Genomic DNA, 24080 nt, shown 5'->3' on the forward strand with positions numbered 1-24080 from the left:
ATGCTGTCGACGTTGTAAAGAAGTCGCTGTGCCGGGATGAGGTACGGCAGTGCGTCCAGTGGTACGGTCGTGGCCTCATGAGCACCCCAGGTGACGGCGGCGAACCGGACAAGCCGAACAGCAGCATCCGTTCGATGAACAGCGTGCTGAGCACGCTTCGCGTCTTCGAAGAAGTCGCAGTGCGCCAACCGATCGGCGTCTCGGAACTGGCCCGGGTGACGGGTATCCCCAAGAGTTCGGTCCAGCGCTGCCTGGTCACCCTCGAACAGGCCCGCTGGCTCCGGATCGTGGATCGGGAGCACGCGCGGTGGGGCGTCACGATGAAGGCGCTCGTGCTGGGTCTGCGCAGCGCGGGTGAGCAGGACCTGCGTGAAGTGGCGACGCCCGTCATCAAGGGGCTGGCCGCCGAGACCGGCGAGACGGTCCTCCTCGGCCTGCGCGACGGCGACGAGTACCTGATCGTCGCGCGCGAGGACAGCTCGCAGCTCGTCCGCGTGTTCATGGAGATCGGCACCCGGGTGCCGCTCGGGGCGAGCTCGGGCGGCGTCGCGATCCTCGCCCGCCTCGACCCCGGCGAGGTCGGCGAACTCCTGCGGACCGAGCCCCGGGAGTTCGAGGGCGCGCCGCTGCTCGGTCCCGACGAGCTGCGCGAGGAGATCGCGCGGACCGCCGCGCGCGGCTACGCCGCCAACATGTCGTCGTGGTACCGCCCGCACGTCGCTTCCCTCGGCGCGGCGGTCACCAACGCGGCCGGACGACCCATTGCGGCGGTCACGCTGAGCATCCCGGAAATGCGGTACGAGCCCGCGCGAGAGAAGCAGCTGGCGAAGAAGGTCGTCGCGGCCGCGGACGAGATCAGCCGCCTGCTGGCGTCCCCGTGACGGCCCGCGCGTGCACGACGTCGGCGATGAGCGCGGCCGTCCCCTCCGGTGACTCCACCGGGAAGTGGTGACTGCCGAGGTCGACGAGCACCACGTCGGCCCGGCCCGCCAGCCGGTCGAGGGCTTCCGGGGTGACCAGGTCGCGCACGCCGAACACGGTGATTGGCTGCCGCGCGGCGGCGAGCGCCGCGTCCATGTCCCAGGCGACCAGGCCTTCGAACGCCCGGGTTCCCGCCGGCTGCCGCACCGCGGCCATCTTGGCGAAGTGCGCGTCCTTGAGCGCGGGGTCGGTGCCCGGGGGTGAACCGGCCTCGACCATCGAGCGGACCAGCCCGGCGAAGTCGTCCCGCAGCGGTTGCAGCAAGCCCGCCGCTTCCTCTTCGTCCATGGCGCCGAAGAGGAAGAGGTAGTGCAGGGCGTCGAGCGCGACGATGTGCCGGACCCGCTCGGGACGCAGCCGGCCGGTCTCGACCGCCACCGCGCCCCCGAGTGAGTGCCCGGCGACGACGCCGTCGGTCACCGCTTCGGCGTCGAGGACCGCGGCGACGTCGCGCGCGAACTCCTCGATCGTCCAAGTGCCGCGCGCCGAGCGGGATTCGCCGTGCTCGGCGAGGTCGACCGCGAGCACGCGGAACTCGTCCGGCAAGAACCGGGTCAGCGCGTCGAAGTCCGTCCGGTCGCACGCCCAGCCGTGGACGAAGACGACCGTGGGGCCCTCGTCCGGTCCGCTGAGCGAGTACCGGATGGACGTCTCGTCCGGTCGGTGGACTTCTCGGCTGTCCGTCACCCGGTACGTCGCCATGCCTGCTCCTCGTGCCACTATGCGATACGGCGTTTCGTCAAGTAGCATGACGGTAAGTGTGCCGTGGACGCATGTCAATCGCCGAGTGAAGGAGCAGCGGGATGCCGCCGACCCTGTTCAGCCCGATCGAGATCCGCGGGGTGCGCCTGCCGAACCGGGTGGTCGTGTCGCCGATGTGGCAGTACTCCGGAGTGGACGGTCGCCCGACGCCGACGCACACCGTCCACTATGGACGACTCGCCGAAGGCGGCGCGGGGCTGGTCATCCAGGAAGGCACGACGGTGGACCGGCGCGGCCGCGGCACCGTGGGCGACCTCGGTCTGTGGGAGGACGACGTGGTTCCGCGCTACGCGCAGCTCGTGGAGGTCGTCAAAGCCGGCGGTGCCGTACCGGGCATCCAGCTCATCCACGCCGGCCGCAAAGGGCGCCGGAATGCGCCGTGGATCCCCGGTACGCCACCACCGTCCGCGGATTGGCCACTGCTCGCACCCAGCGCGGTTCCCATGGGACTCGAGGGCGCCGAGACCCCGGTCGAAATGACGCTGCGCGACATCGAAGACACCGTGGCGGCTTTCGCGGACGCCGCTCGACGGGCGGACGAAGCCGGGTACGAGGTGCTCGAACTGCAGGCGGCCCACGGCTACCTGATCCACAGCTTCCTCTCGCCGCTGGCGAACCGGCGCACCGACCACTACGGCGGGTCGACGGAGAACCGGTTCCGGTTCCTCGTGGAGATCGTCGACCGCATCCGGACGGTCTGGCCGGACGCCAAGGCGCTTTTCGTCCGCCTTTCGTGCGTCGACGTCGAGTGGACGATCGACCAGACCGTCGAGCTGGTCGGGGAGTTGCGGACCCACGGTGTCGACGTCATCGACTGCAGCTCCGGCGGAATCACCGGGCTGCCGTACCCGGGCTCGAAAACCGGCTACGGCTACCAGGTGCCCTACGCACACCAGATCCGCGAGAGGACCGGGAGCAGGACGATGGCCGTGGGGCATATCGTCCGTGCCGCCCAAGCCCAGTCCATCATCGAGCACGGCCGGGCGGACCTGGTCGCGCTCGGCCGAGAGTTGCTCTACAACCCGAACTGGCCGCTGGACGCCGCGCGCAAACTGGGCGTGCCCGATCCGTACGTCCGCGCTCCGGCGCGCATTTCGCACTGGCTGGGCAAACGGGAGCAGAGCTTCCCGGGGTTCGTGCCGTCCACCGCTGGGTGAGCTGCCCTCGGTCGTCGAACAGCCGGCCGGCGCTGAGCCTGCGCGACCGCGAAACAGCGCACAGACATGGGAAATCTCCCGCGCGGTGGCGAGTCACCCAAGTTGCAGGTCGGTGGCGAACTTCAGGGTGGGGTTATAGATCAACTCGGTCTCGGACACAGTATTACCCCACGGATCGCGAAACGCGATCTTGGAACTGGGGTGCTTGGGGCCTAGCTCGAATCGATCTCTTTCAGGCGCCATCCGGTGCCGTTGTAGACGATGATCTTTCCTGAGTCGCGCAGTGTTGCTGCCACGTGTCTGTGTCGTGTTCGGTCAGGCTCGAGCCTGGTGCAGCCGTCGCTGATCTGGCCTCCAAGTCTGATGTTGATCTGATCGATGAGACGGTCTTCGCGGATGTAGAGCGTCTTCGGTCGCTCTTGGCTCGCGCGTTGGGTGCTGGTGTGGCCGTGGCGGCAGCGGTAGGTCGGGCGTCCATGGTTCCAGTGCGAGTCCAGCCGCCGGTCGCAGACACCGCAGTGAATCAGGCCGGCCAAGGCGAACCGGCGAGCCCGGCCGTCACTGGCCGGTCGCGCCGCTCGGATCTGCTGCGCGGCGATGAAGTCCTGTTCGGTGACGAGCGCCGGATGGGCGGCCTTCGCTGACAGGGCCGGCGTTGCGGCTGGGCCTCTGGTGTCAGTGGTGCGGCGGTTCCAGGTCTGTCGGCCGGTGTAGCGGGGGTTCGCCAGGATCACGGCGACTGTGCGCAGCGTCCAGGCTCCGCGGGTGCGGTGCCGGTTGCGGTCCGGGTCAGCAATGGACGGGCAGGGGACACCGCGTTCGTTGAGATGCCGGGCGATGCTGGCGACGCTGTGCCCAGCGAGACGTTGCCGGAACATCCAGCTCACGTGCGGCGCGGTTTGGGGATCGGGAGCGAGGCGTTGCAGCCGTCGGCCCCAGCGGGCGTCGGCGGGGTTGGGGTGCGGGCCGGCGTCGACGAGACGGTAGCCGTAGGGTGGGCGGCCGCCGAGGTAGCGGCCCTGCTGGGTGGCTTGGTTGTGCATCGCCGCCAGCACCCGGTGGCGGGCGCGGAGCACTTCGCGCTGCGACTGGGTGGCCAGCAGCGACATCAGCGCCCGATGATCGGAGTTGCCGAGATCGACCGGGCCCCGGTTTCGGGCAGCCAGAGCTGGATGCCGTGCCGGGTGCACCAGGTGTAGAGGGTGGCGAACTGGGTGCCGGTGAAGGCGCGTTCGTATTCGCCGATCACGATCGCATCGATCGCGGACTCCGGACTCGAGGTCTCGGTCATGAGCCGCGCCGCCTGCGGTCGTTGGTGCCATGGGACGCGGCGTGAGGTGCCGGCGTCGAAGTAAGCGGCGACGACCTGGCCGTGGCCCGCGACCAACTCATCGGCCATGTCGCGTTGCCACCCTTGTGACGACGCGCGGTCTTGGTGGCGGGTGGTCGAGGTGCGGCCGTAGAAGGCGAACCGCAAGCCACTGCCATGGTCGGGGCGGGTGGAGGTGGTGGTTGCCAGCTTCTTGCCGTTCATCCACTGCGCCAGCAGGTCGCCCCCGCCTCAGGTGGCGCGGCCACCTGAGGCGGGGGCGGGTGCGGTGGGATCACGCTGGACGGATGTCGCGGCCGTTGGGTCATGACGGCGCGCTCCGAGCGGTTCATCCGATCAGCGCAGTCAACGCGTCATCTAGAGGTCGGAGCAGCGTCTTTTCGACCGCGTGGTCAGTGTCGTTCGGGGATGATCACCGCGTTGTCGGTCTGGGTGTCGATCTCGCCGACCAGCGTCCACTCCGTGCCGTCCTTGCCGCACAGGAAGCTCAACCGCAAAACTGTGCCGCGTTCGCGTCGCCAGTCCTGGCTGGACTGGCCCTCCGACCAGACCGGCGGCGTGGTCGGCTCGAGGAAGAACGGCAGCGCCTCACCGACGGGGAACCCACTGGTCGGCGTGGTGCGACCGGTGGGATCGGCGCCTGGCACGCCGTTCACGGGATCGGCGCCGGGACCGGTGCCAGACTTGAACCGCAGCGGGCTCCACAGGTGCGCGGCGACGGCCTCCGGCGAAGGGCCGCCCGCGAGGGGAGTGCCCTGGCCGCGCCACGGGTTGTCATTGCGGATGGTCACCTCCAGGCTATCCAGCCCGCCGAGCTCGGGCGGACCGAGTAGTTCCACGGTGAGCTTGAAGTCTTCGGAGCCGGCGTTGGCCGGGGCGCACCGAACCCTGAGCCGGGGGGTGAGTTCGGCGTGCCGACGGTCGCCCTCCAACGCGGCGGTGATCTCGTCGGCGTCGGCCGAGCGCCTGTTGGCGCGCGCAGCCATCCGCGTGTAGCCAGCGCTGCCGAGCGCGATGATTCCAGATGCGATCGCCACTATGAGCGCGGCCAAGTCCATGACCGGACACAGTAGACCCCGCGCGGTGGCGTACCGGTGGGGATTCTCCAACCCGGGCCGGTTCGCCGCCGACTACCGGCACGCCTACGGCCTGCCGCCCAGCCACACCCTGCGGTACCCGGTCCGAGGACGCGAGGACACCTGACCGACGACGTCGACGTCGTACCGCTGACCGCCGAGCAGGCCCTCGCGCCGGCGTGTCCGAGGCGCGCACGGCGGCGAACGCGCCGACTTGCGGCGGGCGATCGGGGAGGCCAAGGGCATCCTGATGGCGCGGCAGGGCCTCTACGTCAAGCTGGCCGACTTCGCAGTGACCTTGGTCGGCGATCTCGAACGCGGGCACCGCCTGAACCGAGGCGGTCGCCGAGAGCGAGCGGGCCGCACCGACGACGAGCGGGTGCCCGCCGAGCGGGTTGCGGATCGTGGAGTCGAGCATGACGATCCCGCGGACGAGGTCCGGCCGGCGTGTAACGGCGGGCTGGGGGTACCCGGCGAGCCGGCGCACAACGATGCGGAACGGGGCGGGCGTGGGGGCGCAGCACCGGGATGGCATCTGCGACGCGCCCCTGCTCGATCACCAGGCTAGCCCACAGGTAGGCGGCTAACCGGTCGCCCTTGTTGGTTATGGCTTGCCCTGCGGACCTTGACCGGTGAGGTCGTCAAGGTCGGCGAGCAGGTCTCAGGCCTCGCCCGCACCGATCTGTTGGAATACCCTGAGTGCCTGTCGCAGCAATGCCTCCGCTCGGGCGGCGTAGCCGGCGACCAGAGCGCATTGGCCTAAGCCAGCGAGCGCATTAGCCTCGTCCAACAAGCTGGCGACAGCACGAGCCAATTCCAGGGCCTGCTGATTGCCCCCTCAGCCCGCGCCAGGTCACCGCTGACCCGGTGCAGCGCTGCCTTGCTATTAAGACTGTTGGCCTGGCCGCGCCGGTCGCCCAGGTCGCGATGGATGCTTAGGCCGCGCTCCAGCGCCTTGGCCGCGCCCAGGTAGTCACCCGTCAGCCGTCGCACATTCCCGAGCTCGTGGAGGGCGTTGGCCTCGCCGAGCCGGTCGCCGACCTGCTGTGCGGCCTGCGCTGCGCCGGTGTGACGGGTGATGGCGTCGGCCCAGGGGCCGTCGCGTCGCAAGAGCTCTGCCAGGGCACGGGACAACGCTACGACCCGGGCAGACTGAGCAGTGGTGGTGGCGTGGTCGACGCAGGCGAGCAGGCTGGCACGGTCGGCGCGTGCCCACGCCAGCGCCTGATTGACGTCATCCAGATCCCGGTGCGGCGGCCAGCCCCTCCGGGGCCGCGGGCACGGGGCCGGGTTGCGTCTGGCGGGCCAGGCGGGCCCCGGCACGGGCAGCGGCGTACTGGTAGTAATCCATCAGCCGCTTCAGCGCCCGCCGGGATTCCTTGGCAGGACCGGCGGCGGAGCAGTCGCGGGCGTAGCGGCGCAGCAGGTCATGCATGCCATATCGGCGGTGGCCGGTGTCAATCAGCAGCCCCTCTCCGTGGAGTCCATCGAGCTGTCCTGCGGCCTCGGTCAGGCTGGTTCCGGCCAGGGCCGAAGCCGCGTAGCCGTCGGTGGTGGTTCCGGGGTGCAGGCCCAGCAGGCGGAACATCCGCTGACCGTTGGGGTCCAGGTGCCGGTAGGAGACTTCGAACGCGGCGGCGACGCTTACGTGCTCTGCAGCCAGGGACAGCAGGCTCGCGCTGCTCCCGGCGGCCAGGTCGGCCAGCGTCCAGGACTGGTTCCGGGCGAAAAGGCGGGCCAGCAGCGAGATCGCCAGCTGCAGGAACCCGGCCAGCCGCAACACTTCCGCGACCTCGCCCGGGCTGCTTGAGTCACGCGGGCCGCCGACGAGCCATCGCGTCAGCCGGAGCAAGCGTTCGCCTGCCCCGGGGTCGGCCAACAGGTCTACGCCTCGCTTGGTGGTTCAGGGTGTGGTTGCGCATCATGGAGGTGCTGACGGACTTCGGCAGCATAGTGAGCAAAGCCAGTGTTTTCGTAGATAGTCGCGGCTTCTTGCCAGCGGACGACAGCGTCGTCTGTACGGCCAAGTTGATGCAGGCAACTGGCGAGGACGACCAGCGGCTCGGCAATGGTCTCGTGATGGTAGAGAGGTGTGCTGTGACCACGAGCGAGCGCGTCCCGGCACAGCTGGATCGCTTTCTCGGGGTCGCCCAGGCCTTGCCACGCGCGCGCCAGCTGCGTGAACGCCGATGCTTCACCAGCCTGGTCCTCTGCCTGTCGTCGCAGGCGGAGGCTTCTCTCGCCGTGCTCGAGGGCGAGCTGGTAGTGGCCAAGACTGGTGTGGGCGGCGCTGAGGTTGCCTTCAACGACTGCTTCCCAGCGTACGGTGTCGAAGCCCCGGCTCAGCGGTAGCGCCACGGTGAACCACTGCACCGCCTCGTCGAACTGGCCCCGCCGCAAGGCCAGCCACCCACGATCGTTGAGAATCAATGCTCGAAGCGTGTCGTCGTCGAGTTGCTCGGCCAACGCTACCGCGACATCGAGGTCGTCCTGAGCCTGGACCCAGTCGCTTAGTGAAGACGCCGAGGCTCCCCGCCAAATAAGAAGCATCGCTTCTTGGACGCGCTTTCCGGCTCGGCGCGCAGCCGTAATTCCGAGGCTGAAGGCGTCGATTGCTTCCTGCGGGCTGCCGGCGGAGTTGAGGAAGCGGCAGGCGCCAGCGAGGGAGATGGCGTGGTGGTCGAGTTGGTGGTCAGCGGCGAGTTGGAGGACGGCCAGGATGTTGGCTCGTTCGCCCGTGAGCCAGGCCCACGCCTCGTCGGTACCGGGGATGGGGTGCGCGTGGCCAGGTTCGGTCACAACCGTCCTGAGCTGCAAGTAGGGGTAGAGGCGCTGGTCGGCACTGCGAGCGGTCCTTGTGTACCAGCTTAGCCCGGACTCGAGGGCCTGGTGGCGCTGTTCGGGAGTGTCGTAGTGGTGGGCTTGGTCGGAGGCGTAGGCGCGGAGCAGGTCGTGGAACCGGTACCGCCCGCCCGCGGTGGGTTCGATCAGGTGTGCGCTCGTGAGCGTGGTGAGCAGTGGGCGAGTCTCGACTGGGGACTGTTCGGCAAGTGCGGCGGCAGCGGGCAGCGTCAGGTCGGGCCCGGGGTGCAAGCCAAGACGGCGGAATAGTTGCGCGTGATCTGGCGGGAGCTGCTGGTAGGACCAGTCGAAAACGGCGCGGATAGCCGTGCGTTCGTCGCCCGTCTCACTTAGGACATCGAGGCGGGTGCCCTCATCTGCTAAGTCGGTGACCACGTCGGCCACGCTTCGATGGCGGTGTGTAGCGGCGCGGGTGGCCGCGATCCGTAACGCCAGCGGCAGTCGCGCGCACAGCCGGACTAGTTCGGCGACGGCGTCGGGTTCGGCGGCCGCGCATTCGGTGCCCACGATGCTGATGACTAGGTTGAGTGCTTCGGGCTCGTCGAGCAGGTCAAGGGTGAGGCGGTGGGCGGCGTCGGTGACGACCAACCCGGTGAGGCTGTCGCGGCTGGTCACCAAGACCATGCAGCCGGGAGTGCCGGGCAGCAGAGGCCTGATCTGTTCCGCGCTGTGCGCGTTGTCTAGCACCATCAGCACTCTTTTGCCTGCTAGCAGTGATCGCAGCATTGCTGACCGGTCGTCCGCTGCGATGGGTATGGCACGAGGTGCGATGCCGAAAGCACGCAGGAATCCACTGAGCGCCTCACCTGCAGTGGTCTGGGTGGAGGGGTCGTAGCCGCGCAGGTTCACGTGCAGCGTGCCGTCACGGAACCGGTGCTGGTTGAGGTGGGCCCAGTGCAGCGCGAGGCTCGTCTTGCCGATCCCACCAGCACCGTCAACGGCAGTGATCACCACCGACCTAGCTCTCGGCTTGTCGAGGTCGTGCTGATCAGATTCGGGTGGGACCAGGGCGTCCAGGGCGGCCAAGTGCGCGTCGCGGCCGGTAAAGTCTCGCACCGCCGCAGGTAGTTGGCGCGGAACCACTCCGTCCTGGCCCGATTTCGAGTCAGGGCGCGGATGTCCGACGCCTCTCCCTCCGCTGCCTGCCAGTGCGGGGACGGGAGAATAGGGCTGGTCGGGCAAGGTGATCCAGCCGGTGGTGTCGGCTTCTTTTACCGCGACTGGGACCGGCCGCCACGTCGCGGGAGCGGCGGCAGGGGTATGGCGGATGACGTCGTCAAACAGCCCGTCCGAGGCGATCACGGCCAGTAAACCCGGCGACCCGGCCAGCGCAGCCTTCAGCGGCGGGGCGTCGCATAGCCGGAAAGTTCGGATCAGCGCGGCGGAAGAGATGCCGTGGGAGTCGTAGCTGACCTCGCCGGCGTGCAGTGCGACCCGCAGTCGGAGTAGCTGCGGGCCGGGATGGGTGTCGTTGTGCACCCGTAGTCGCGTCACGAGGGCCGGCAATGCAGTTTCCACGAATGTTGTCTTGTCCATGTTGGTTGGAGTGAGCGCGACAACGGCATCCCCACGCATCTCCCGGTAGCAGTCCTCCCACTCGACTCCGGCGGCGGCGAACGCCGCGCGCATAACCGCGTCGAGCCCGGCCCGCACCGCCTGCAGATGTGGGCCTGTCCTGACCGGGTCCCCGAATCCCTCGACGTCGGCCACCACGATCAAGTGATGCCGCGAACCGGACCCCCACCTCGACGACATGGCTTGTCCCTCTTCCCGAATAGCCGCAACCTGACCCGGATCTGAGGAGTGAAGCATTTTGAGGCAGCACTCCATGATACGGCGATGGGCGAAGTTCGCCGCGCGCCGGCACCGGGCGAAACGGGTGACACCGCGCGCACCCCGATCAGAGGGTCGCGTACGAGTGAGGCATGTCGCCCCGTCTCGCGACGTTCACAGCGCCAGGCGGTTGCGCAGTTGTGCGTCGACACCGACCAGTTTGAGCGACATTGCCAACGTCGCGGTCCGGTGATCATATGCAACCACAAGCTGGAGATCGCGATAAATCTCTGCAAGATCGGTTCTCTGTGCGGAGGCCGGATCGATATGGTCAATTTCTCGACCACTTGGTGCACTCTCGGCGTCCAGCTCGGCTAGCCACGCGCTGACAACTTTGTGGACGCGATCTTCTCTGACCGAGACCGAGTGCGGGTGGGTCGCGCGCCTGGATGTGCCACGTTGCACGCAGCGGTAGTAGTGGTGCCGGCCAGTTGTTGAGCTTTCCATCTTCCGATCGCAGGTGGCGCATCGGATAAGGCCCTGGAATAGGTACTCGTGACGGGTGCGGCGGCCGTGACGTTCGGCTCTGCTGCGTCCGGCGAGGGTCTTTGCGCGACGGCGCAGTTGAACTTGGGTGAATTGCTGAACGGTGACGATCGCAGGGTGTGCTGGCAGTCGGGACCGGACGACTCGGTCGGGTGACGCTCGTCGGAATCGGACGGTGTGTCCGGCGGAGACGTCGTCGGGGTCGAGGAGGACTTCGGTTTTGGTCCAGCGGCCGAAGACCGCGTAGCCGGTGTAGCGCGGGTTCTCGAGGATCGATCTGATGGTCCTTCCGAGCCAGCGGTCGCCGCGGCGGTGTGTGTTCTGTTCGGGGTGGCGTGCGGAGGGGCAGGGGATGCGGTCGCGGTTGAGTCCGGTGGCGATGGCGTGGTCGCCGAGGCTGCGGAGATACTCGGTGAAGATGCGGCGGACGACGGTGGCTGCTTCGTCGTCGATGTGGAGAACCCGCAGCTGGAGGCCGTCGGCGGCTTTGCGCGGGTGGGGGTGTGGTCCGCCATCGATGACGATGTAGCCGTAGGGTGGGCGTCCGCCTTCGTGGCGGCCTTCGTTGATGACTTGGGCGTCCATGGAGGCGCGTACGCGGGCTTGGACGTGTTGGCGTTCGGATTCGCTGATGCCGCCGAGGAGGCTCATCAGCATGGTGTGGGGGGGGGTACGGGGTTGGTAGGGGCCGCCGAGTTCGGTGACCCAGAGTTCGACGTTGTAGGCGGCCATGCGGGGTGCAGTGAGGGAGAATTGGTTGCCGAACCAGCACCTGGTGCCTTCGCCGCCGACGACCGCCGTCCACCGGCGCGTCGTGGGCTTGAGCCCGTCCAGGAGGCGACCGGCCTCCGGTCGGCGGTGCCAGGGAACGGAGCGGGACTGGCCGACGTCGAAGTACTCTTCGACGACCTGGCCGCCAAGCGGCGCTATGAATCGGCACGCGTTGCGCAACTGCCAGCTACGGGATGTGGCTGGGTCTTGTTGGTCCTCGGTCGAGCATCTGCCGTAGAAGGCGAACGATTGCACGTTCGTCTCGGTAGCTGAGGCGGGCGTACTTCCCCATAAGGCGTCGAGCTCAGCCCAGGGATCAGTCGGGGCGTCCACGACGCCACATCGTGAGTTGTGCAGCTATGACGTTGTTTGCCATGGTCATCAGAGTCCGCGACGCGAGATTCTCTGACCAGAGATCTACCCCTTTCGAGGCGGCCAGCGGTCGGAGAATCAGGTTGTCGGCAATGTCAGCGCTGATCTCAGCGGGTCAACGAGGGTCGCCTCCCCATTGGGCGGATTGGGTCAAGTTTGGGATCAACCCGTGATAGCGGGATGGGTGACGCCGTGCTTGACGTGATGAGCAAGTCGGTCGATCTGCTCGAGTACCTCGTGAGGGCTCGAAGCGAGGCTGAGGTGCTATACATGGATTCGCGTGCCGTGCGCGGGGCAGGTTGTGGATGCTGCCGCTCGGAGGACCGTCGGCGTGGATGGGTCGCTTGAGATAATTCGGTGGCAGTCGCGTAGGCCAGGGCTTGGTGGAGGTACCGCACGACGATGACCGCCGGTCCGCCGGGTCGGCGTACTCGGTTGCCCAGCTCGAAGAACAGCACGGCACTGCGTGACTACCTGTCGGCTGCTGAGACTCCGCATTCGGATCCGTTCGTGTTGTTGTGCGCGGGAAAACGTCCGTCCTGTTTCAGGCGGAGTTTCTTGCCGCAGCTGGGGCACGGGTTTCCCGAACGCGTCCGGCGGCACTTGTGCCCGGGAGCTGTGGTTGTGTATTCGGTGGTACCCGATCCCGGGCACGCTTTCTGCGTCCACTCAAGGAATTTGGTCTTACCCGAGTAGTGCTTGGGGACCGTGCCGTTTTTGTTTTTGCGGAGTTCGAAGCAGCAGTAGCCGCAGTGCATGTCGGGCCTCCCGGCGCGCGTTGAGGCGGTGCAGGCCTACTGGTCTTGAGTGCTGTCGGGGTTGTCGGTTGCTCCAGCTGCCGGGTTCTTGAGTGCGGCAAGGTCGTTGATGGTGGCGACGACGACGTTCCAGGCGATCCGGACGGTGCTGTCTTTCGGCGAGTAGCCCTCGGTGAACTGCTTCTTGGGGTGGACGAGGTTGCGGTGGTTGCGCAGCACGTGGGCATAGTCGACGACATCCTTGGGCAGCCAGCCCTTTTCCTGGGCGAGGTTGATCAGGCTCTCCAGGTGGTCGGTGGGGGCAGGACCGTTGCGGTGCTGGCTCAGCGCGACGTCGTAGAGCACTCCCTCCAGGAGGCTGCCGAGCATGATGATCGCAGCAGTCGGTGCCCCGCCATGCCAGCATGCCTGGGCTTCGTTGAGCCGGGATTTGAGCTGCTCGCCGAACACGGCATCGCTGACCATGTCGGCGAGGCTGACGGTGAGCTGCACGGGAGCCTTCATCGCGGGCCGGTTCATCGTCGGGGTCTGGGTAATGAGCGCGGGCCGTCCGGATCGGTAGATGACCTGGTAGCCCTCGACCGCGAGCAGCTCGTTGAGTTCCTGGTGACCAGGACACGGGTCTCGTCATCGTCGAGATACTTGCAGAAAGCTGGCTTCGCGACTTGCCATGATGCAAGCAACTCCACGGCACAACACTGCCGAGGAGGATGGCAGGCGACTGGCTCAGCTCCGGGATTCTATTCGACAGTACTGGCCGGCACGCCGACGATGCGCGAGATCCCCCTCTCCAGCTTGGCGCGGGTGGTCGCTGCGTTGGACTTCATTGCTCAGGCCTTCTCGACCGGTGCTCCGGCCGGTGCAGACGTCGCTGAGCACATCGGGAGGCTGTTCACCAGCCACGACGACCTCGATGCCGCGCTCGTCGGCGCCGAAGACACTCTCGCCACGCTCGCCGACCGGTTCGATCTCGCCGATGACACGACCGGCGAGCTCAAGCAGCTCCTCGTCGAGTACGCGACGCACGTGGCCGCCGAACTCGAGACCGGTTCGGCACGAGCGCACCGTGCGTTGGTCTCACTGCAGCCAAGGTTCGAATCGCTCGAGGAGACCGCCGTTACGGAGTCCGAGGCCCAGACATTGATTGAGCGAGGAGCACTGACGGCATCCCGAGGTGGTCGCCGAGGCGACTGGGACGGCCTTCTAGTTTGGTGTGATCCCGACACCGGGCGCGCGGTGAGGTTCGCCCTGCGGCTAGTGCGCGCGCTGCCCGGCATGCACGCCAACCTGCGTCGCTTGCACGCGTCCTCGTCGACCGCGACCGGGCGCGCTCGAGCCCTGGTGTTGGCTCGTGCCTGTCTCGACCCCCGGTTGGGCCCGGCAGTCTTTTCGGCCGCGGTGGGCGACCACTCGTGGCGCAAGCTTTACGACGAGGCAGACGATGACGACCTTCCCCGCGTTCCGGCGTGGCGGGACGGGCCCACCGTAGTCGTGCCGGACCTGCTACGGGCGACCGGTCGGGCCGGGGGACGTGGGCGGCCTCCGGCAGCTCGCGATGACACCGCTGCGCGAGAGGAGATCAGCAGACAACGTCGAGAACGAACCCTTGAGCACGACGAGGCGTTGCGGGAGGCGTTCTCGACCGGTAGGGAACGCCGCGGGCATCGAGCTTGCGGCTTCGCGACTCGACGTCGGCTGATAGGTGCCGGCGGCGTAACGGTGACGCGCTCGTAGCCGATCTTCCGGGCATCCACGCACCGAGGGGGTGGCACAAGATGAGTGCTCCGCGGACCGTGGGCCGCGCCGTGTTCGACGAGGCCTTTGGCGGGCGGGTGCGGGCACTCCTGCGAGCCCGGCCGGTCGCGGACGCGGCTGACAATGCGAGCCGGCAGTCCTGGGGCACCCACGACTACGACGTCGTCACCCTTGCGCTCGCCGCCATCGACACGGTGATCTCCCGGCAGGGTTTCGATGAGGAAGTGACCTACGACGAGGCTGTCAGCGGCCTGGCGAGGCTGGCGGCGAGCGCATGTCCCGAGCAGCCCTCCGAGGTACACGAAGCGGTCGCACGGTACGTCATCGATGCGCTGCTGAACCGCCGGGAACGCGAGGCCCCGTTCGCCTACCAGGTCTCGGACTTCTCGCTCGAACCTGACGGATCCGTGCACCACCGGGCGATTGCTGTGGAGTTCCGGCTGTTGAGCGAGCACGAAGACCAGCAGCGGGGCGTGAACGTGCTCCGGGCGTCCGCGGACGCGATCAACGCGCTGGTCGGGGGTTTGGAATTTGACGTCGAAGACGAGCAGGCCGCAGTCGAGCTCATGCTCGATCGGCAGCTCAAGCGAGGCGCGTTCGGCCAGGCGGAGAAGGCCGCGGAGCGGTCGCGGCTGCTGTCGGTGCGCTACAGCGACGAACTGCGCGCGCTCCTGACCGACACCGTGCGCGACATCCGTACGGTCCTCGACCGCTGGGCCCAGGACGTCCCGGCGCAGTTCGAGCGCAACCGGGTGCACCTCGAGGAGCGGCTCGGCGCCGAGAGCAGGCTGCTCGACCACGTACGGAGCGCCCTCGACACGGCAGAGGCAGATCCCGCCGTCACCGCGGCGGCCGCCCGGATCGCGGGTCTGCTCGAAGAATGCCGTCGCCGGCACACCGAACTGCATGGCAGGCTGGTCGGCGCGCGGACGATCTTCCTCGACGAACAGCTTCGCCAGTCCTTCCGGCCGATCGGAGGGCTGCGGAACCCGGACATCGCCGACGGTGTGTTCCTGCCGCTGTTGACCATGGCCGCCGAAGACGCGGCGGAACCGGCCGAGGCGTTCGCCGTGTTCGTCGCGGGGCCACAGGTGCCCCGTATCGTGCGGTTCGCCGACCTGGTCGACGACCTGCTCGCGCCGCGGCGAGAACCCCGGATCGACGAACCACCGCTCGACGAAGAACTTGGCGACCCGGACCCGCCCGCGGTCTCGCCCGAGATCCTGGCGGCCGCTACGGCCGTAGTCGACTCCGTCCCGCTGCCCGCCCGACTGTCGGCGTTGCTGCTTGCCGTCCAAGCCGCCGACCTGCCCGGCGAACTCGATCGAGGTGCTGTCGAGCGGCTCGTCGTGCTCGCGGCGCTCTGGACCTACGCCCCGGAGACCGCGGAAGACTTCTCCACCGCAGTGGACACCGCCGCCCACATTCTCGGCCCGGCCGCAGTGGTCGACGCCGACGGCAGCCTGATCGACCTACCCGGCTGGTCGGGAGACGACCTGATCGTGGCCGAAGACGAAGAAACACTCGCCCGCTGGGCAGCGACTTCCGTTCAGGAGGTGTCATGACGCTCGGCCAGCAGGATTTTTCGGACGTCGGCATACTCATCGGCTGCGCGCTCCGCCCGAAGCAGCGGCCTGGCGCCGATTCCGACTACCGGACGCTGCTCGGCCGCTACCGCGAGGACGCGGAATTCCACAACGCGGTGACCAGCGTCCTCGACGGACTGGACCTGCAGGTGCTGTCCGCCGGCAAGCTAGGACTGGTGCTGGGCGCGCGCCGTGAATCGGTGTTCGCGTACCGGCTCACGGATCTGCCCAACGTGGGCACGGTGCCCCACCGACTGCTGGTCGGGCTGATCAGCGCGGCCATCGCGGCTTACGTGTTCCCGGCCCCGGCCGACTTCGACGACGACCGCGTCCGGTGGGTGTCGGTCGACGAGATCGAACGGTTCGTCCGCGACGCGTGCGATCGGCTTAAGCGCGCACCGGAACCCCAAATGCTGGAAGATGTGTCGTTCGAAGAAGCATGGCGGACGTATGACCGACTGTCTCCCGGCTACAAGGCTGATAGGGGGAAGGGACAGGGACGTCGCTCGGCCGCGTCCTCCACTTATTGGGTCGCGAACGTCCTGAACTGGATGGTCGACCAAGGCCTTGCGCGGCTGGCGCCGAACCGCGGCCCCGAGACTTTCCAGCTCCTCGAACGCTTCCGCATCCAGGTCGGTGAGCTGGCGGGCAACGCGACCTACGAGCTGTTGGCCGCGAGGCGCCGAGGCGACCACACTCCGGTGGTGGGGACGTGACCTACCAGCTTTCGTCCTTCCGCCTCGCAAACGTCGGGGACCGTGCCGCCCGCTTCACGGATCTGACGCTGGACGTCTCGACGGCGGGCGAGCGAGCACCAGTCGACTCGATTCTCTGGCTGCGCAACGGCGGCGGGAAGTCGAGCCTGCTGTCGCTTTTCTTCGCGCTGTTGCTCCCGCTGCGCAAAGACTTCATGGGCAAGACGGTCAAGCGTCACCTCGAGGACTACGTGTCTTCCGGCGACACGAGCCATACAGTGGCGGAATGGGTGGCCCAGCCCGGCGGCGACGCCAGCCGGCCGGCCCGACTGGTCACCGGCGCCGTCTACGAATGGGACGAACGGCGAAAGCCCGCCGACCCGGATCGCGACCGCGAGAAGCTCAAGGGCTGGTACTACAGCTTCTTCGCCGTCCCGGGTGTACTGGACCTGCCCGGCCTGCCGGTGCGCGACGAATCCGGCCGGACGCGGACGATGGCCGAGTTCGTGAACGTGCTCAAGGAGATCGCGGCGGCCAATCCCCAGCAGTTCAGGTTCGTAATCACACGCCAGCGTGGTGAGTGGACGGACGCGCTGACCGCGCGGAACCTCGACCCGGCGGTGTTCGCCTACCAGAAGCAGATGAACCATTCCGAGGGCGGCGTCGCCGGGCTGTTCGAATTCGCGACCACAGACAAGTTCATCGACTTCCTGATCGATCTGACAGTTGACAGCACGCAGCCCGACCTCGTCGCGAACAACCTGCGGAAGGTCGTCGACGTGCTCGCGCGCAAGCCCGGCCTGCTCGTCGACCGGGAATTCTGCGGGGAGCTGGAAGGCAGGCTGGAGCGGCTCGCCGAACGGCACATGCTGGCGAAGGCGGCGGCCGAGGCGGCCACGGGAGCACGCTCGTCCGCGGCCCGGCTCGCCGGAGCGTTTCGCACCGCGGCTTCGGCGCGGGAGGACGACCGGAAGTGGATGGAAGAAGAAGCGAAGCGACTGGGTGACAGCGCTCGCGCGCTGGATCGGGAGCGCAGCCGGGTCAACGACATCGCGAGCGAGCTGTACCGGGTCGCGGCGAACCACCGGAAGAAGACCGCGAAGGCTGAGTGGGCAAGGGCGACCACCACCGCGGACGAAGCCAACGACGAGGACCTCGCTTGGCAAGCGGTGGGGCACCTCGCCGATCGGGTCGAAGCTCACCTTCACGCGGAAGACGTGCGGCAGCAGATCGCCCAGGAGGATCGGGAGACGGCTCCGCTGCGGGAAGCCCGCGACGACGCCGCGGCGACGCTCAAGGCCCGTTACGCGCAGCTCTCTGAGGAGGAGCACGAAGCCGAAACGATGGCGGACACGGCGGCGCGGGAGGCGCAAGCGGAAGCGGGGACGGAAGGTTTTCGCGAGCGGCAGAACCGGAAATTGGCGACCGAAGCGAGTGTGCGCGCCGAGAACGCTCGTGGTCGGCTGATCGAAATCCACGACGAGGTGGTCGCCGCTGTCCGGCTCGGCGACCTTCCGGATGACGAGGCCGATCCCGCGATCGTCCTAGCCGAGACGAAGCAGAACCGTCGGGAGAAGGAGGATCTGCTCGGCCAGGTGCGGCAGCGCCGTGAGGCCCGGCCCGCGGTTCGCGCCGCACTGGAAGCGCAGAGCCGGAAGCTGGCGACCGATCGCGCAGCCAAGACCGCCGAACGTGATCGCCTCAATGGCGACCGGCGCAAGCTCGCGGCCAGGGTCGACGCACTCGCGACGGACGTCCGTCTCGCCGAGCTGACCCAGCTGGCCGACGGGACCCGGCTCGACCTGTGGGCCGAGGCCGCGGACCTGCGGGCGGCGCTGACCCGGGAGGCGTCGGCCGCCGAGTCGGCCGTCGTGGCCACCCGCGTGGACGCCGCCGAGGACAACCGGGCACTGGACGGGCTCCAGGCCAACGACTTCCTGCCCACCACGCGCGACGCCGAACGGGCTGCGGAGGTGCTCGTGGCGGCCGAGGTACCGGCGACACCGGGCTGGCAGACCCTCCGTGACCTGGTCACCGAAGCCGAGCGCGCATCGGTGCTAGAGAATCCTCGCGTCGCGGAACTCGCCGCTGGTGTGGTCGTCGCCGACGGCGACGCGGAGAACGCCCGCCGTGCTCTTGCCTCCAAGCCGTGGTATACGGTCGCGCACGTCGCGGTATCCACAGCTACGCAGTTCGAACGGGCGGTGGCCGCGGCGCCGCCGGCACACCTGGTGTTCCCCAGCGAACCCGCGCTCTATGACCGCGATGCGGCGGAACACGCGCGAGCGGACCGTGAAGAGCGTAGGCGCGACCAGGACCGGCGGATCTCGGAGCTGCAGGAACAGGCGAAGGCGGACAGGGCGCTGCTGGCGACGCTGGAGTCGCTGCTCGAAGACTGCCCGGCGGGGCACCTCGATGCGCTGGAGAAGGCCGTCGAAGAGTGTGACGAGGCGATCTCGGGCCTGACCGACGACGATCAAGTCGTCCGGGCGCAGATCGATGAGCTGGACGAGCAGGAAACCGAGGACGCGGTAACCGAAGCCGGCTTGAGCGACGAGCTGAACGCGCTGGCACAGCGGATCGAGCGGCTGAACGCGCTGGCGAAGCGGACCGCCGAACGGCCGGGGATCCAGCTGGCGATCGCGCAGCTCGACAAGGAGGTCGAGGTCTGCACCGGCATCGCCGATGAGGCCGCAAGCCGGGTGTCGGAATTGCAGGAGACGGAGCGAGCCGCTCGTTCGCTGGCCTCGCAGCACCAGGCGAACTGGAAGCGGTACGAACGGGATTCCACCCAGGTCACCCTGCTCGACGGCGATCGGGTGGCCGTCGTGACCGGCGACGGCGATCTGTTGTCGTGGCTGAGCAGCCGGTTCGCCGAGCTGGACTTGCAATGGCAGACCGTGGCTTCCCAATCCGTGCTGGCCGAGCGTCTCACCGCACACCTCGAGCGAAGCAAACGGGCGGACCGGGCGCTGGCCGAGTACCCGGAATCCGCGCGCGAGCTCGCTCAGCAGCTGCTCGCGACCGGCGACGGTCAGGACGTGGACCGGCGAGCAGCAGCGCGGAAACGCTCACGCGAAGTGGCCAACGAGGCACAACAGAAGCTCAGCGAGGCGAAGACCGAACTCAACCAGGCATCGGAAGAGGTCAAGCAGCGCACTCCGCGTGATCGGCTGCGGCACGCCCCGCTCGACGACGAGCCCGCGACCGAGGCGGAGGCCCGGGAACGAGCGGCGGCGGAAGCCGAGCGGGCGACCGAAATGAGCAGCGAGGTGACCCGGCTCAACCGCGAGGCCGAGGACGCGGGCAAACTCGCGTCCGAAGCCGACACGGCGGCCCAGGTGTTCGCTCAGCAAGCCAAAAGGCTCGCTGGCGCCGCCACTCCGGTCGAGGTGCCCGGAGACGTCCCGGCCTATGCCGGGGACGAGCCGGAAGCCGAACTCGAGTCGCTGCTCAGTCGGCTCCAGTCGGCGAATAAGGAGGCCGAGGAGACCGCCGACCGTGTCACCAGGTCGATCGCCGAGGTCCGCAGGATCGCCGCTGAGGCCCGGTTCGCCGAGGTGCCCGGCGCGATCCGCGACCGTCTCACGGGGGACGACGCGGACGTGCTTGCGGACCGCGCCGAAGCCCGCGCGCAAGAAATGCGGGTGCGGTACCGGACGATCGACGGCCAGCTCGCCGAAATCGGGCGTGATCAGCGGCTCGTGGTCGGGGAGATCGCGGGCCTGGTGAAGGACGTGCTCGCGACCCTCGAGTCCGCGCATCGGCACTCGAAACTACCCGGCACGCTGGGGCGGTGGGCGAACGAGCATTTTCTGCGGATCAGCTTCCTGCGTCCGGCCGGGGACGAGGACCTGCATGCCCGGATCGACGCGGTTGTCGACCGGATCGTCGCGGACAAGAAGACGAAACCGGAGGGGCTCGCGGTTCTCAAGAAGTGCGTGCACGAAGCGGTCGCGCCGCGTGGGTTCACGGTCAAGGTGCTCAAGCCCAACAGCGATCTCGCGGTCGAACCGGTCGACGTCACCCACCTCGGCAAGTTCTCCGGCGGTGAGAAGCTGACCGTGTGCGTGGCGCTCTACTGCACGCTCGCGCGGCTGCGGGCCGTGAACCGCGGACGTGGACGGGCGGCCATCGGCGGGACTCTCGTGCTCGACAACCCGCTCGGCACGGCTAGCCACGTTGCCCTGCTGCGCCTGCAGCGGGACGTCGCGGCGGCGCACGGTGTCCAGCTCGTGTACACGACCGGCGTGGAGGATCTCGGTGCGGTGGGCCAGTTCCCCAACGTGCTGCGCATGCGCAACGCGCCCGGCTCGCTTCGCAACCGGCGCTACGTGGTGTTAGATCAGCAAGACACCGCGGATGACGACGGCATCACCAGCGTCCGAGTCCTGCGCGAGGACGACGACTCGTGAACGCGTTGGCCGAGCGGCTCGCCGAGCACGTCGCGGCGTCGCCGGTGCAGCGAGTGGAGTTGGTTGACCTCTACGCGGCCGCGGTCGCCTTCGACCGAAGCCTGGCCACGACGCCGACCGCCCGAAGCGAGATTCGCGCGGCGCTGGACGAGCTGGTAGCGGCCGGTCAGGTGGCGTTCCCCGTGGCACGTCGGCATTTCGACACGCGGGAGGAGCCTGCGCTGCCGAAATGGGTACGTCTCCCGCCTCGCCCGCGTCCCGGTCGTGCGCCGCGGGACGTTCGAGTCTGGCCGGCGGCGCTCGAGGCCGCGGGACGCATCGCCGCCCGCGACGACGAGATCGGGGTCCTTGAGATCGCCGCAGTTTTCCTGCGCGACAAAGGTGCGTCGCGCCCGAGTGTGCCGGTCCGCGAACGTTCGTTGGAACTGTTCGGCGACGAGAAGCGGCTGGACCGCCTGAAGTCGACGCGCTTGTTCGCCTCGGGCGCGTTGACGTTGGACCTCCTGCGCTGTCACGAGGTGCCTATTCCCTTCGTCTCGCAGTGGGTGGCGGGGGCCCCGGACCCGCGCGGTACCGCGCTGCTGATCGCGGAGAACCACCACACCTACACGTCGCTGCTCGAAGCCACGCGGCTCAGCGCTGCCGCCGGCGGCCCGGCTCGGCACGTCGGCTACGGGACCGGCAGCCAGTTCCCCTCGGCGGTCTTGTCCGTCCCGCTCCTGTCTCCGCAGCCGGACCGGATCGTGTATTTCGGCGACGTCGATCTCAAAGGTCTGCAGATCCCGGCCACCGCGAGTCTCAACTCCCAGCGTGCGGGGCTTCCGGCGGTCGAGCCCGCGTACCCGCTCTACGACCTCCTGTTCGCGACGTCTTACCGACGTCCTGCTGAGCCGGTGGCCGAGCGCGTCGCCGTACAGGTCGCGGGCTGGCTGGGGCCCTTGGCCGGGCAAGCCCAGGACGTGCTGACGGCCGGTACGCGGATCCCGCAGGAGGCCGTGGGGTACGAGCTGCTGATGGCTCGTCTTCCCGCGCTGGATGCCGCCTGAACGGGATTGGGCCTTGGCCAGGACTGTCGCTGTCGTGAGCGATCGGGACCGGTGACTCTGCGCTACACTGAGCGCATGATCTCCCCAAAATCGGGAGATATCCCACGTGTGGGGGTTCAAGTCCCCCTTTGAGCACGCAGACGCGGGAAATTTCACGCGTTGCGGTCGGGCTTCGTGAAGTCACTCAAGCTGCAGGTCCGCGGCAAGCTTCAGGTGGTAGATCAACACAGAATTATCCCACGGATCGCGAGACGCAATCTTGAAGCTCAGGCGGTCGTCGCTCAGCTCGAACCGATCTTTTCAGTCAGCGTCTTCGTCGTGGCTTCCAACGACGAGATGTACAGAGTCCTCTCGGCGCCGCCGCTGTACTCGTTCATGAAGATCAAGGTTATCCCGCCGGCGACAGTATCCCTCGGATCGGGCCGCAGCGGACGATCAGGAACGATAGCTGTCGCTGAGCACCGTGAAACGTGGCGAGAAGCCGTACTGGATGGTTGCTCAGGTGGAACTGGTTCGTAACAGCACGAGGAGGCGTCGCGACTCCCTGCGTGGCAGGCGACCGACCGTCGTGCCATCTCCCCAGCACTTCGGAGCGCCGATGACAGTCAGTATAAGCACCGGACAGCGACGACGCCCGTTGTCAGTTTTGACTGTTGTCGGACTGCTGCTCGGAAGCATCGCCGCGACGACGGCCCCTGCCACGGCGATCGGAGGCTACAGTAACGCCGCCATTGCCGACACGGCTTTGAACTACGTCAACCAGTGGGGTGGCAACGCCTGCAACGACGCGCAGAAACCCGGCGACTCGGGCGGGCAGTGCCGGGCGTTCGTCAACTGCATCGTCTGGATGGCCAGCGGGCACAGCCAGAACTTGGGCGGTAGCGACTACTACCAGCCGTTCCTGAACGCTGGCGGAGTCCGCATCGACGATCAATCGAAGCTCGTCAAAGGCGATATCGTCCAGGTCGGGCAGGGTTCGCACACCTTCATCATCGTCGGACCGGTCGGAGGCAACACCTGGGACGTCGTCGACTCCAACCACGATCCGGCGGCGAATTTCGAACGAGTCATGCACTACCACCGCACATTCACCCTCGACAACACCACCCGCGCCTACCGGATGGGAACCGTGAGCACCGGCGGTGGCCCGAGCGGCCCGGTCTGGCAGAACATCCAGCACGCATACACCGGTACGGGGTCCGGGAACCTGACCGAGACTTACGTCGGCGGCGGGAACACGTTGACGACCTACTCGCTCGCCAACGCCGGCGCCAGCATTGTCGGTGTCAAGCAGATGGTGACGTCGGACGGCGTCCGCCACCTCTTCAGCGCGGCTGCCGACGGCACACTCCGCGAAACCTACTGGGGCGGTGGGAACGCACTGACCACCGCGGCCGAAGGAAATATCGGCGTCACGCCCACAGCCATGTCCGCAGCGTACACAGGCAACGGCGTCCTCCACATCTTCACCGGCGATGCGAACGGCAACGTCCGCGAGACGTACTACGGTGGCGGCAACACCTTGACGACCTACGTGATGGGAAATGTCGGCTCGGCCATCAACGCGCTCACCGCTTCCGTGACACCGGATGGCACGATGCACGTCTTCATGGGCACTGCGGCAGGGGACATCTGGGAGACTTACGTCGGTGGCGGCAACACCCTGACGAACTACCGGATGACGAGCATCGGCAGCCCCATCACGACGATTTCCTTCGAGGTATCGGGAAATGGCGTGTATCACGTCTTCACTGGCGACACCTACGGCAACGTACGTGAAATGTACTGGGGAGGCGGAAATACGCTGACCAACTACGTCATGGGAAACATCGGTGCGGCGGTCAAGGCGCTGGTGTCTCGGATCACCCCGGACGCGACGATGCACGTCTTTACCGGCACCTCGGCCGGCGGTGTTTGGGAGACGTACGTCGGTGGCGGCAACTCCCTGACGACAGCGCAAGTCGTCAACGTCAGCGGCGCCGTCTCCGCGATCGCGTTCGAGCGGTCTCCGGATGGCGTCTTCCACGTCTACACCGGTAGCCCGTCCGGGGACCTCCGCGAGACGTACTGGGGCGGCGGGAACACGTTGACCAGCTACACCATGTCCAACTTGGGGTCGCCGATCACTAGCATGGACAGCCTCTTCAGCTGATCTGCGCTTTCCCGGAGTGGGTAAGCCACTTTGTGGCTTCTGG

At 67.8% G+C, this 24080-nt stretch carries 19 protein-coding genes; 10 read left to right on the top strand and 9 right to left on the bottom strand.

Annotated elements, in window-relative coordinates:
• Positions 1-77 precede the first annotated feature (77 nt).
• Positions 78-881, top strand: a complete 804-nt coding sequence (locus AA23TX_RS32475; RefSeq protein ID WP_155546553.1) for an IclR family transcriptional regulator — start codon at positions 78-80, stop codon at positions 879-881.
• On the opposite strand, the gene AA23TX_RS32480 is transcribed toward AA23TX_RS32475, so the two are convergent.
• A complete protein-coding gene (locus AA23TX_RS32480; RefSeq protein WP_155546554.1) occupies positions 856-1683 on the bottom strand; it encodes an alpha/beta fold hydrolase in 828 nt (275 codons plus the stop codon). The genes AA23TX_RS32475 and AA23TX_RS32480 overlap by 26 nt on opposite strands.
• Positions 1684-1784: 101 nt before the next feature.
• Here AA23TX_RS32480 and AA23TX_RS32485 point away from each other — a divergent pair, with 101 nt between their 5' ends.
• Positions 1785-2900, top strand: coding sequence for an NADH:flavin oxidoreductase/NADH oxidase (locus AA23TX_RS32485; protein WP_155546555.1), 1116 nt, complete (start codon positions 1785-1787; stop codon positions 2898-2900).
• A gap of 212 nt (positions 2901-3112) precedes the next feature.
• Here AA23TX_RS32485 and AA23TX_RS32490 read toward each other — a convergent pair whose 3' ends face one another.
• The 3 genes from AA23TX_RS32490 to AA23TX_RS32495 form a co-directional block, all read right to left on the bottom strand.
• Positions 3113-4009, bottom strand: a complete 897-nt coding sequence (locus tag AA23TX_RS32490; protein ID WP_230862815.1) for a recombinase family protein — start codon at positions 4007-4009, stop codon at positions 3113-3115.
• Positions 4009-4434 (bottom strand): recombinase family protein, encoded by a 426-nt coding sequence (locus tag AA23TX_RS50385; protein ID WP_230862816.1) that lies wholly within the window; start codon positions 4432-4434, stop codon positions 4009-4011. The genes AA23TX_RS32490 and AA23TX_RS50385 overlap by 1 nt, the downstream gene beginning before the upstream one ends.
• Before the next feature lie 188 nt (positions 4435-4622).
• Entirely contained in the window at positions 4623-5288 is a 666-nt protein-coding gene (locus tag AA23TX_RS32495; protein WP_155546556.1) for a hypothetical protein, read from the bottom strand.
• A 25-nt stretch (positions 5289-5313) separates the two neighbouring features.
• Between AA23TX_RS32495 and AA23TX_RS32500 the strand changes: the two genes are divergently transcribed.
• The gene (locus tag AA23TX_RS32500) at positions 5314-5433 is read left to right on the top strand and encodes a helix-turn-helix domain-containing protein (RefSeq protein ID WP_241867108.1); all 120 of its coding nucleotides are present in this window, start codon (positions 5314-5316) and stop codon (positions 5431-5433) included.
• A gap of 632 nt (positions 5434-6065) precedes the next feature.
• On the opposite strand, the gene AA23TX_RS50825 is transcribed toward AA23TX_RS32500, so the two are convergent.
• From AA23TX_RS50825 to AA23TX_RS32525, 5 genes are all read right to left on the bottom strand, one after another.
• On the bottom strand, positions 6066-6629 hold the full coding sequence (locus tag AA23TX_RS50825) for a tetratricopeptide repeat protein (protein ID WP_277875434.1): 564 nt from the start codon (positions 6627-6629) through the stop codon (positions 6066-6068).
• The gene (locus AA23TX_RS32510) at positions 6541-7089 is read right to left on the bottom strand and encodes a hypothetical protein (protein ID WP_155546558.1); all 549 of its coding nucleotides are present in this window, start codon (positions 7087-7089) and stop codon (positions 6541-6543) included. Before AA23TX_RS32510 ends, AA23TX_RS50825 begins: the two co-directional genes overlap by 89 nt.
• Positions 7090-7190: 101 nt before the next feature.
• Positions 7191-9878 carry an ATP-binding protein gene (locus AA23TX_RS32515; protein ID WP_230862817.1) on the bottom strand — a complete coding sequence of 896 codons (2688 nt, stop codon included), beginning with the start codon at positions 9876-9878 and terminating at the stop codon, positions 7191-7193.
• A 237-nt stretch (positions 9879-10115) separates the two neighbouring features.
• Entirely contained in the window at positions 10116-11513 is a 1398-nt protein-coding gene (locus AA23TX_RS32520; protein WP_230862818.1) for a recombinase family protein, read from the bottom strand.
• Positions 11514-12424: 911 nt separating this feature from the next.
• A complete protein-coding gene (locus AA23TX_RS32525) occupies positions 12425-12880 on the bottom strand; it encodes a DUF4145 domain-containing protein (protein WP_196425732.1) in 456 nt (151 codons plus the stop codon).
• Here AA23TX_RS32525 and AA23TX_RS32530 point away from each other — a divergent pair.
• The 7 genes from AA23TX_RS32530 to AA23TX_RS32560 all read left to right on the top strand — a co-directional run bounded on the left by AA23TX_RS32530 (position 12785) and on the right by AA23TX_RS32560 (position 24037).
• Positions 12785-14122, top strand: a complete 1338-nt coding sequence (locus AA23TX_RS32530) for a DUF2397 family protein (protein WP_155546562.1) — start codon at positions 12785-12787, stop codon at positions 14120-14122. The genes AA23TX_RS32525 and AA23TX_RS32530 overlap by 96 nt on opposite strands.
• Before the next feature lie 41 nt (positions 14123-14163).
• Positions 14164-15708 (top strand): hypothetical protein, encoded by a 1545-nt coding sequence (locus AA23TX_RS32535; RefSeq protein ID WP_155546563.1) that lies wholly within the window; start codon positions 14164-14166, stop codon positions 15706-15708.
• Positions 15705-16445 carry a hypothetical protein gene (locus tag AA23TX_RS32540; RefSeq protein ID WP_155546564.1) on the top strand — a complete coding sequence of 247 codons (741 nt, stop codon included), beginning with the start codon at positions 15705-15707 and terminating at the stop codon, positions 16443-16445. The genes AA23TX_RS32535 and AA23TX_RS32540 overlap by 4 nt, the downstream gene beginning before the upstream one ends.
• The gene (locus AA23TX_RS32545; RefSeq protein ID WP_155546565.1) at positions 16442-20839 is read left to right on the top strand and encodes a coiled-coil domain-containing protein; all 4398 of its coding nucleotides are present in this window, start codon (positions 16442-16444) and stop codon (positions 20837-20839) included. The genes AA23TX_RS32540 and AA23TX_RS32545 overlap by 4 nt, the downstream gene beginning before the upstream one ends.
• Entirely contained in the window at positions 20836-21885 is a 1050-nt protein-coding gene (locus tag AA23TX_RS32550) for a Wadjet anti-phage system protein JetD domain-containing protein (protein ID WP_155546566.1), read from the top strand. Before AA23TX_RS32545 ends, AA23TX_RS32550 begins: the two co-directional genes overlap by 4 nt.
• Positions 21886-22059: 174 nt before the next feature.
• On the top strand, positions 22060-22404 hold the full coding sequence (locus AA23TX_RS49725) for a hypothetical protein (protein ID WP_196425623.1): 345 nt from the start codon (positions 22060-22062) through the stop codon (positions 22402-22404).
• A 79-nt stretch (positions 22405-22483) separates the two neighbouring features.
• Positions 22484-24037, top strand: coding sequence for a hypothetical protein (locus AA23TX_RS32560; RefSeq protein ID WP_155546567.1), 1554 nt, complete (start codon positions 22484-22486; stop codon positions 24035-24037).
• Positions 24038-24080 lie beyond the last annotated feature (43 nt).

Origin of the sequence: Amycolatopsis camponoti, assembly GCF_902497555.1 — a bacterium.
Lineage (GTDB): Bacteria > Actinomycetota > Actinomycetes > Mycobacteriales > Pseudonocardiaceae > Amycolatopsis > Amycolatopsis camponoti.

Excerpts from the sequence above, each read along its gene's own strand:
- AA23TX_RS32530 (WP_155546562.1), top strand. The coding sequence starts at position 12,785 with ATGCCAGCATGCCTGGGCTTCGTTGAGCCGGGATTTGAGCTGCTCGCC.
- AA23TX_RS32495 (WP_155546556.1), bottom strand. The coding sequence starts at position 5,288 with ATGGACTTGGCCGCGCTCATAGTGGCGATCGCATCTGGAATCATCGCG.
- AA23TX_RS32535 (WP_155546563.1), top strand. The coding sequence starts at position 14,164 with ATGAGTGCTCCGCGGACCGTGGGCCGCGCCGTGTTCGACGAGGCCTTT.
- AA23TX_RS32485 (WP_155546555.1), top strand. The coding sequence starts at position 1,785 with ATGCCGCCGACCCTGTTCAGCCCGATCGAGATCCGCGGGGTGCGCCTG.
- AA23TX_RS32480 (WP_155546554.1), bottom strand. The coding sequence starts at position 1,683 with ATGGCGACGTACCGGGTGACGGACAGCCGAGAAGTCCACCGACCGGAC.
- AA23TX_RS32475 (WP_155546553.1), top strand. The coding sequence starts at position 78 with ATGAGCACCCCAGGTGACGGCGGCGAACCGGACAAGCCGAACAGCAGC.
- AA23TX_RS32490 (WP_230862815.1), bottom strand. The coding sequence starts at position 4,009 with ATGTCGCTGCTGGCCACCCAGTCGCAGCGCGAAGTGCTCCGCGCCCGC.
- AA23TX_RS32540 (WP_155546564.1), top strand. The coding sequence starts at position 15,705 with ATGACGCTCGGCCAGCAGGATTTTTCGGACGTCGGCATACTCATCGGC.
- AA23TX_RS32560 (WP_155546567.1), top strand. The coding sequence starts at position 22,484 with ATGACAGTCAGTATAAGCACCGGACAGCGACGACGCCCGTTGTCAGTT.
- AA23TX_RS50385 (WP_230862816.1), bottom strand. The coding sequence starts at position 4,434 with ATGAACGGCAAGAAGCTGGCAACCACCACCTCCACCCGCCCCGACCAT.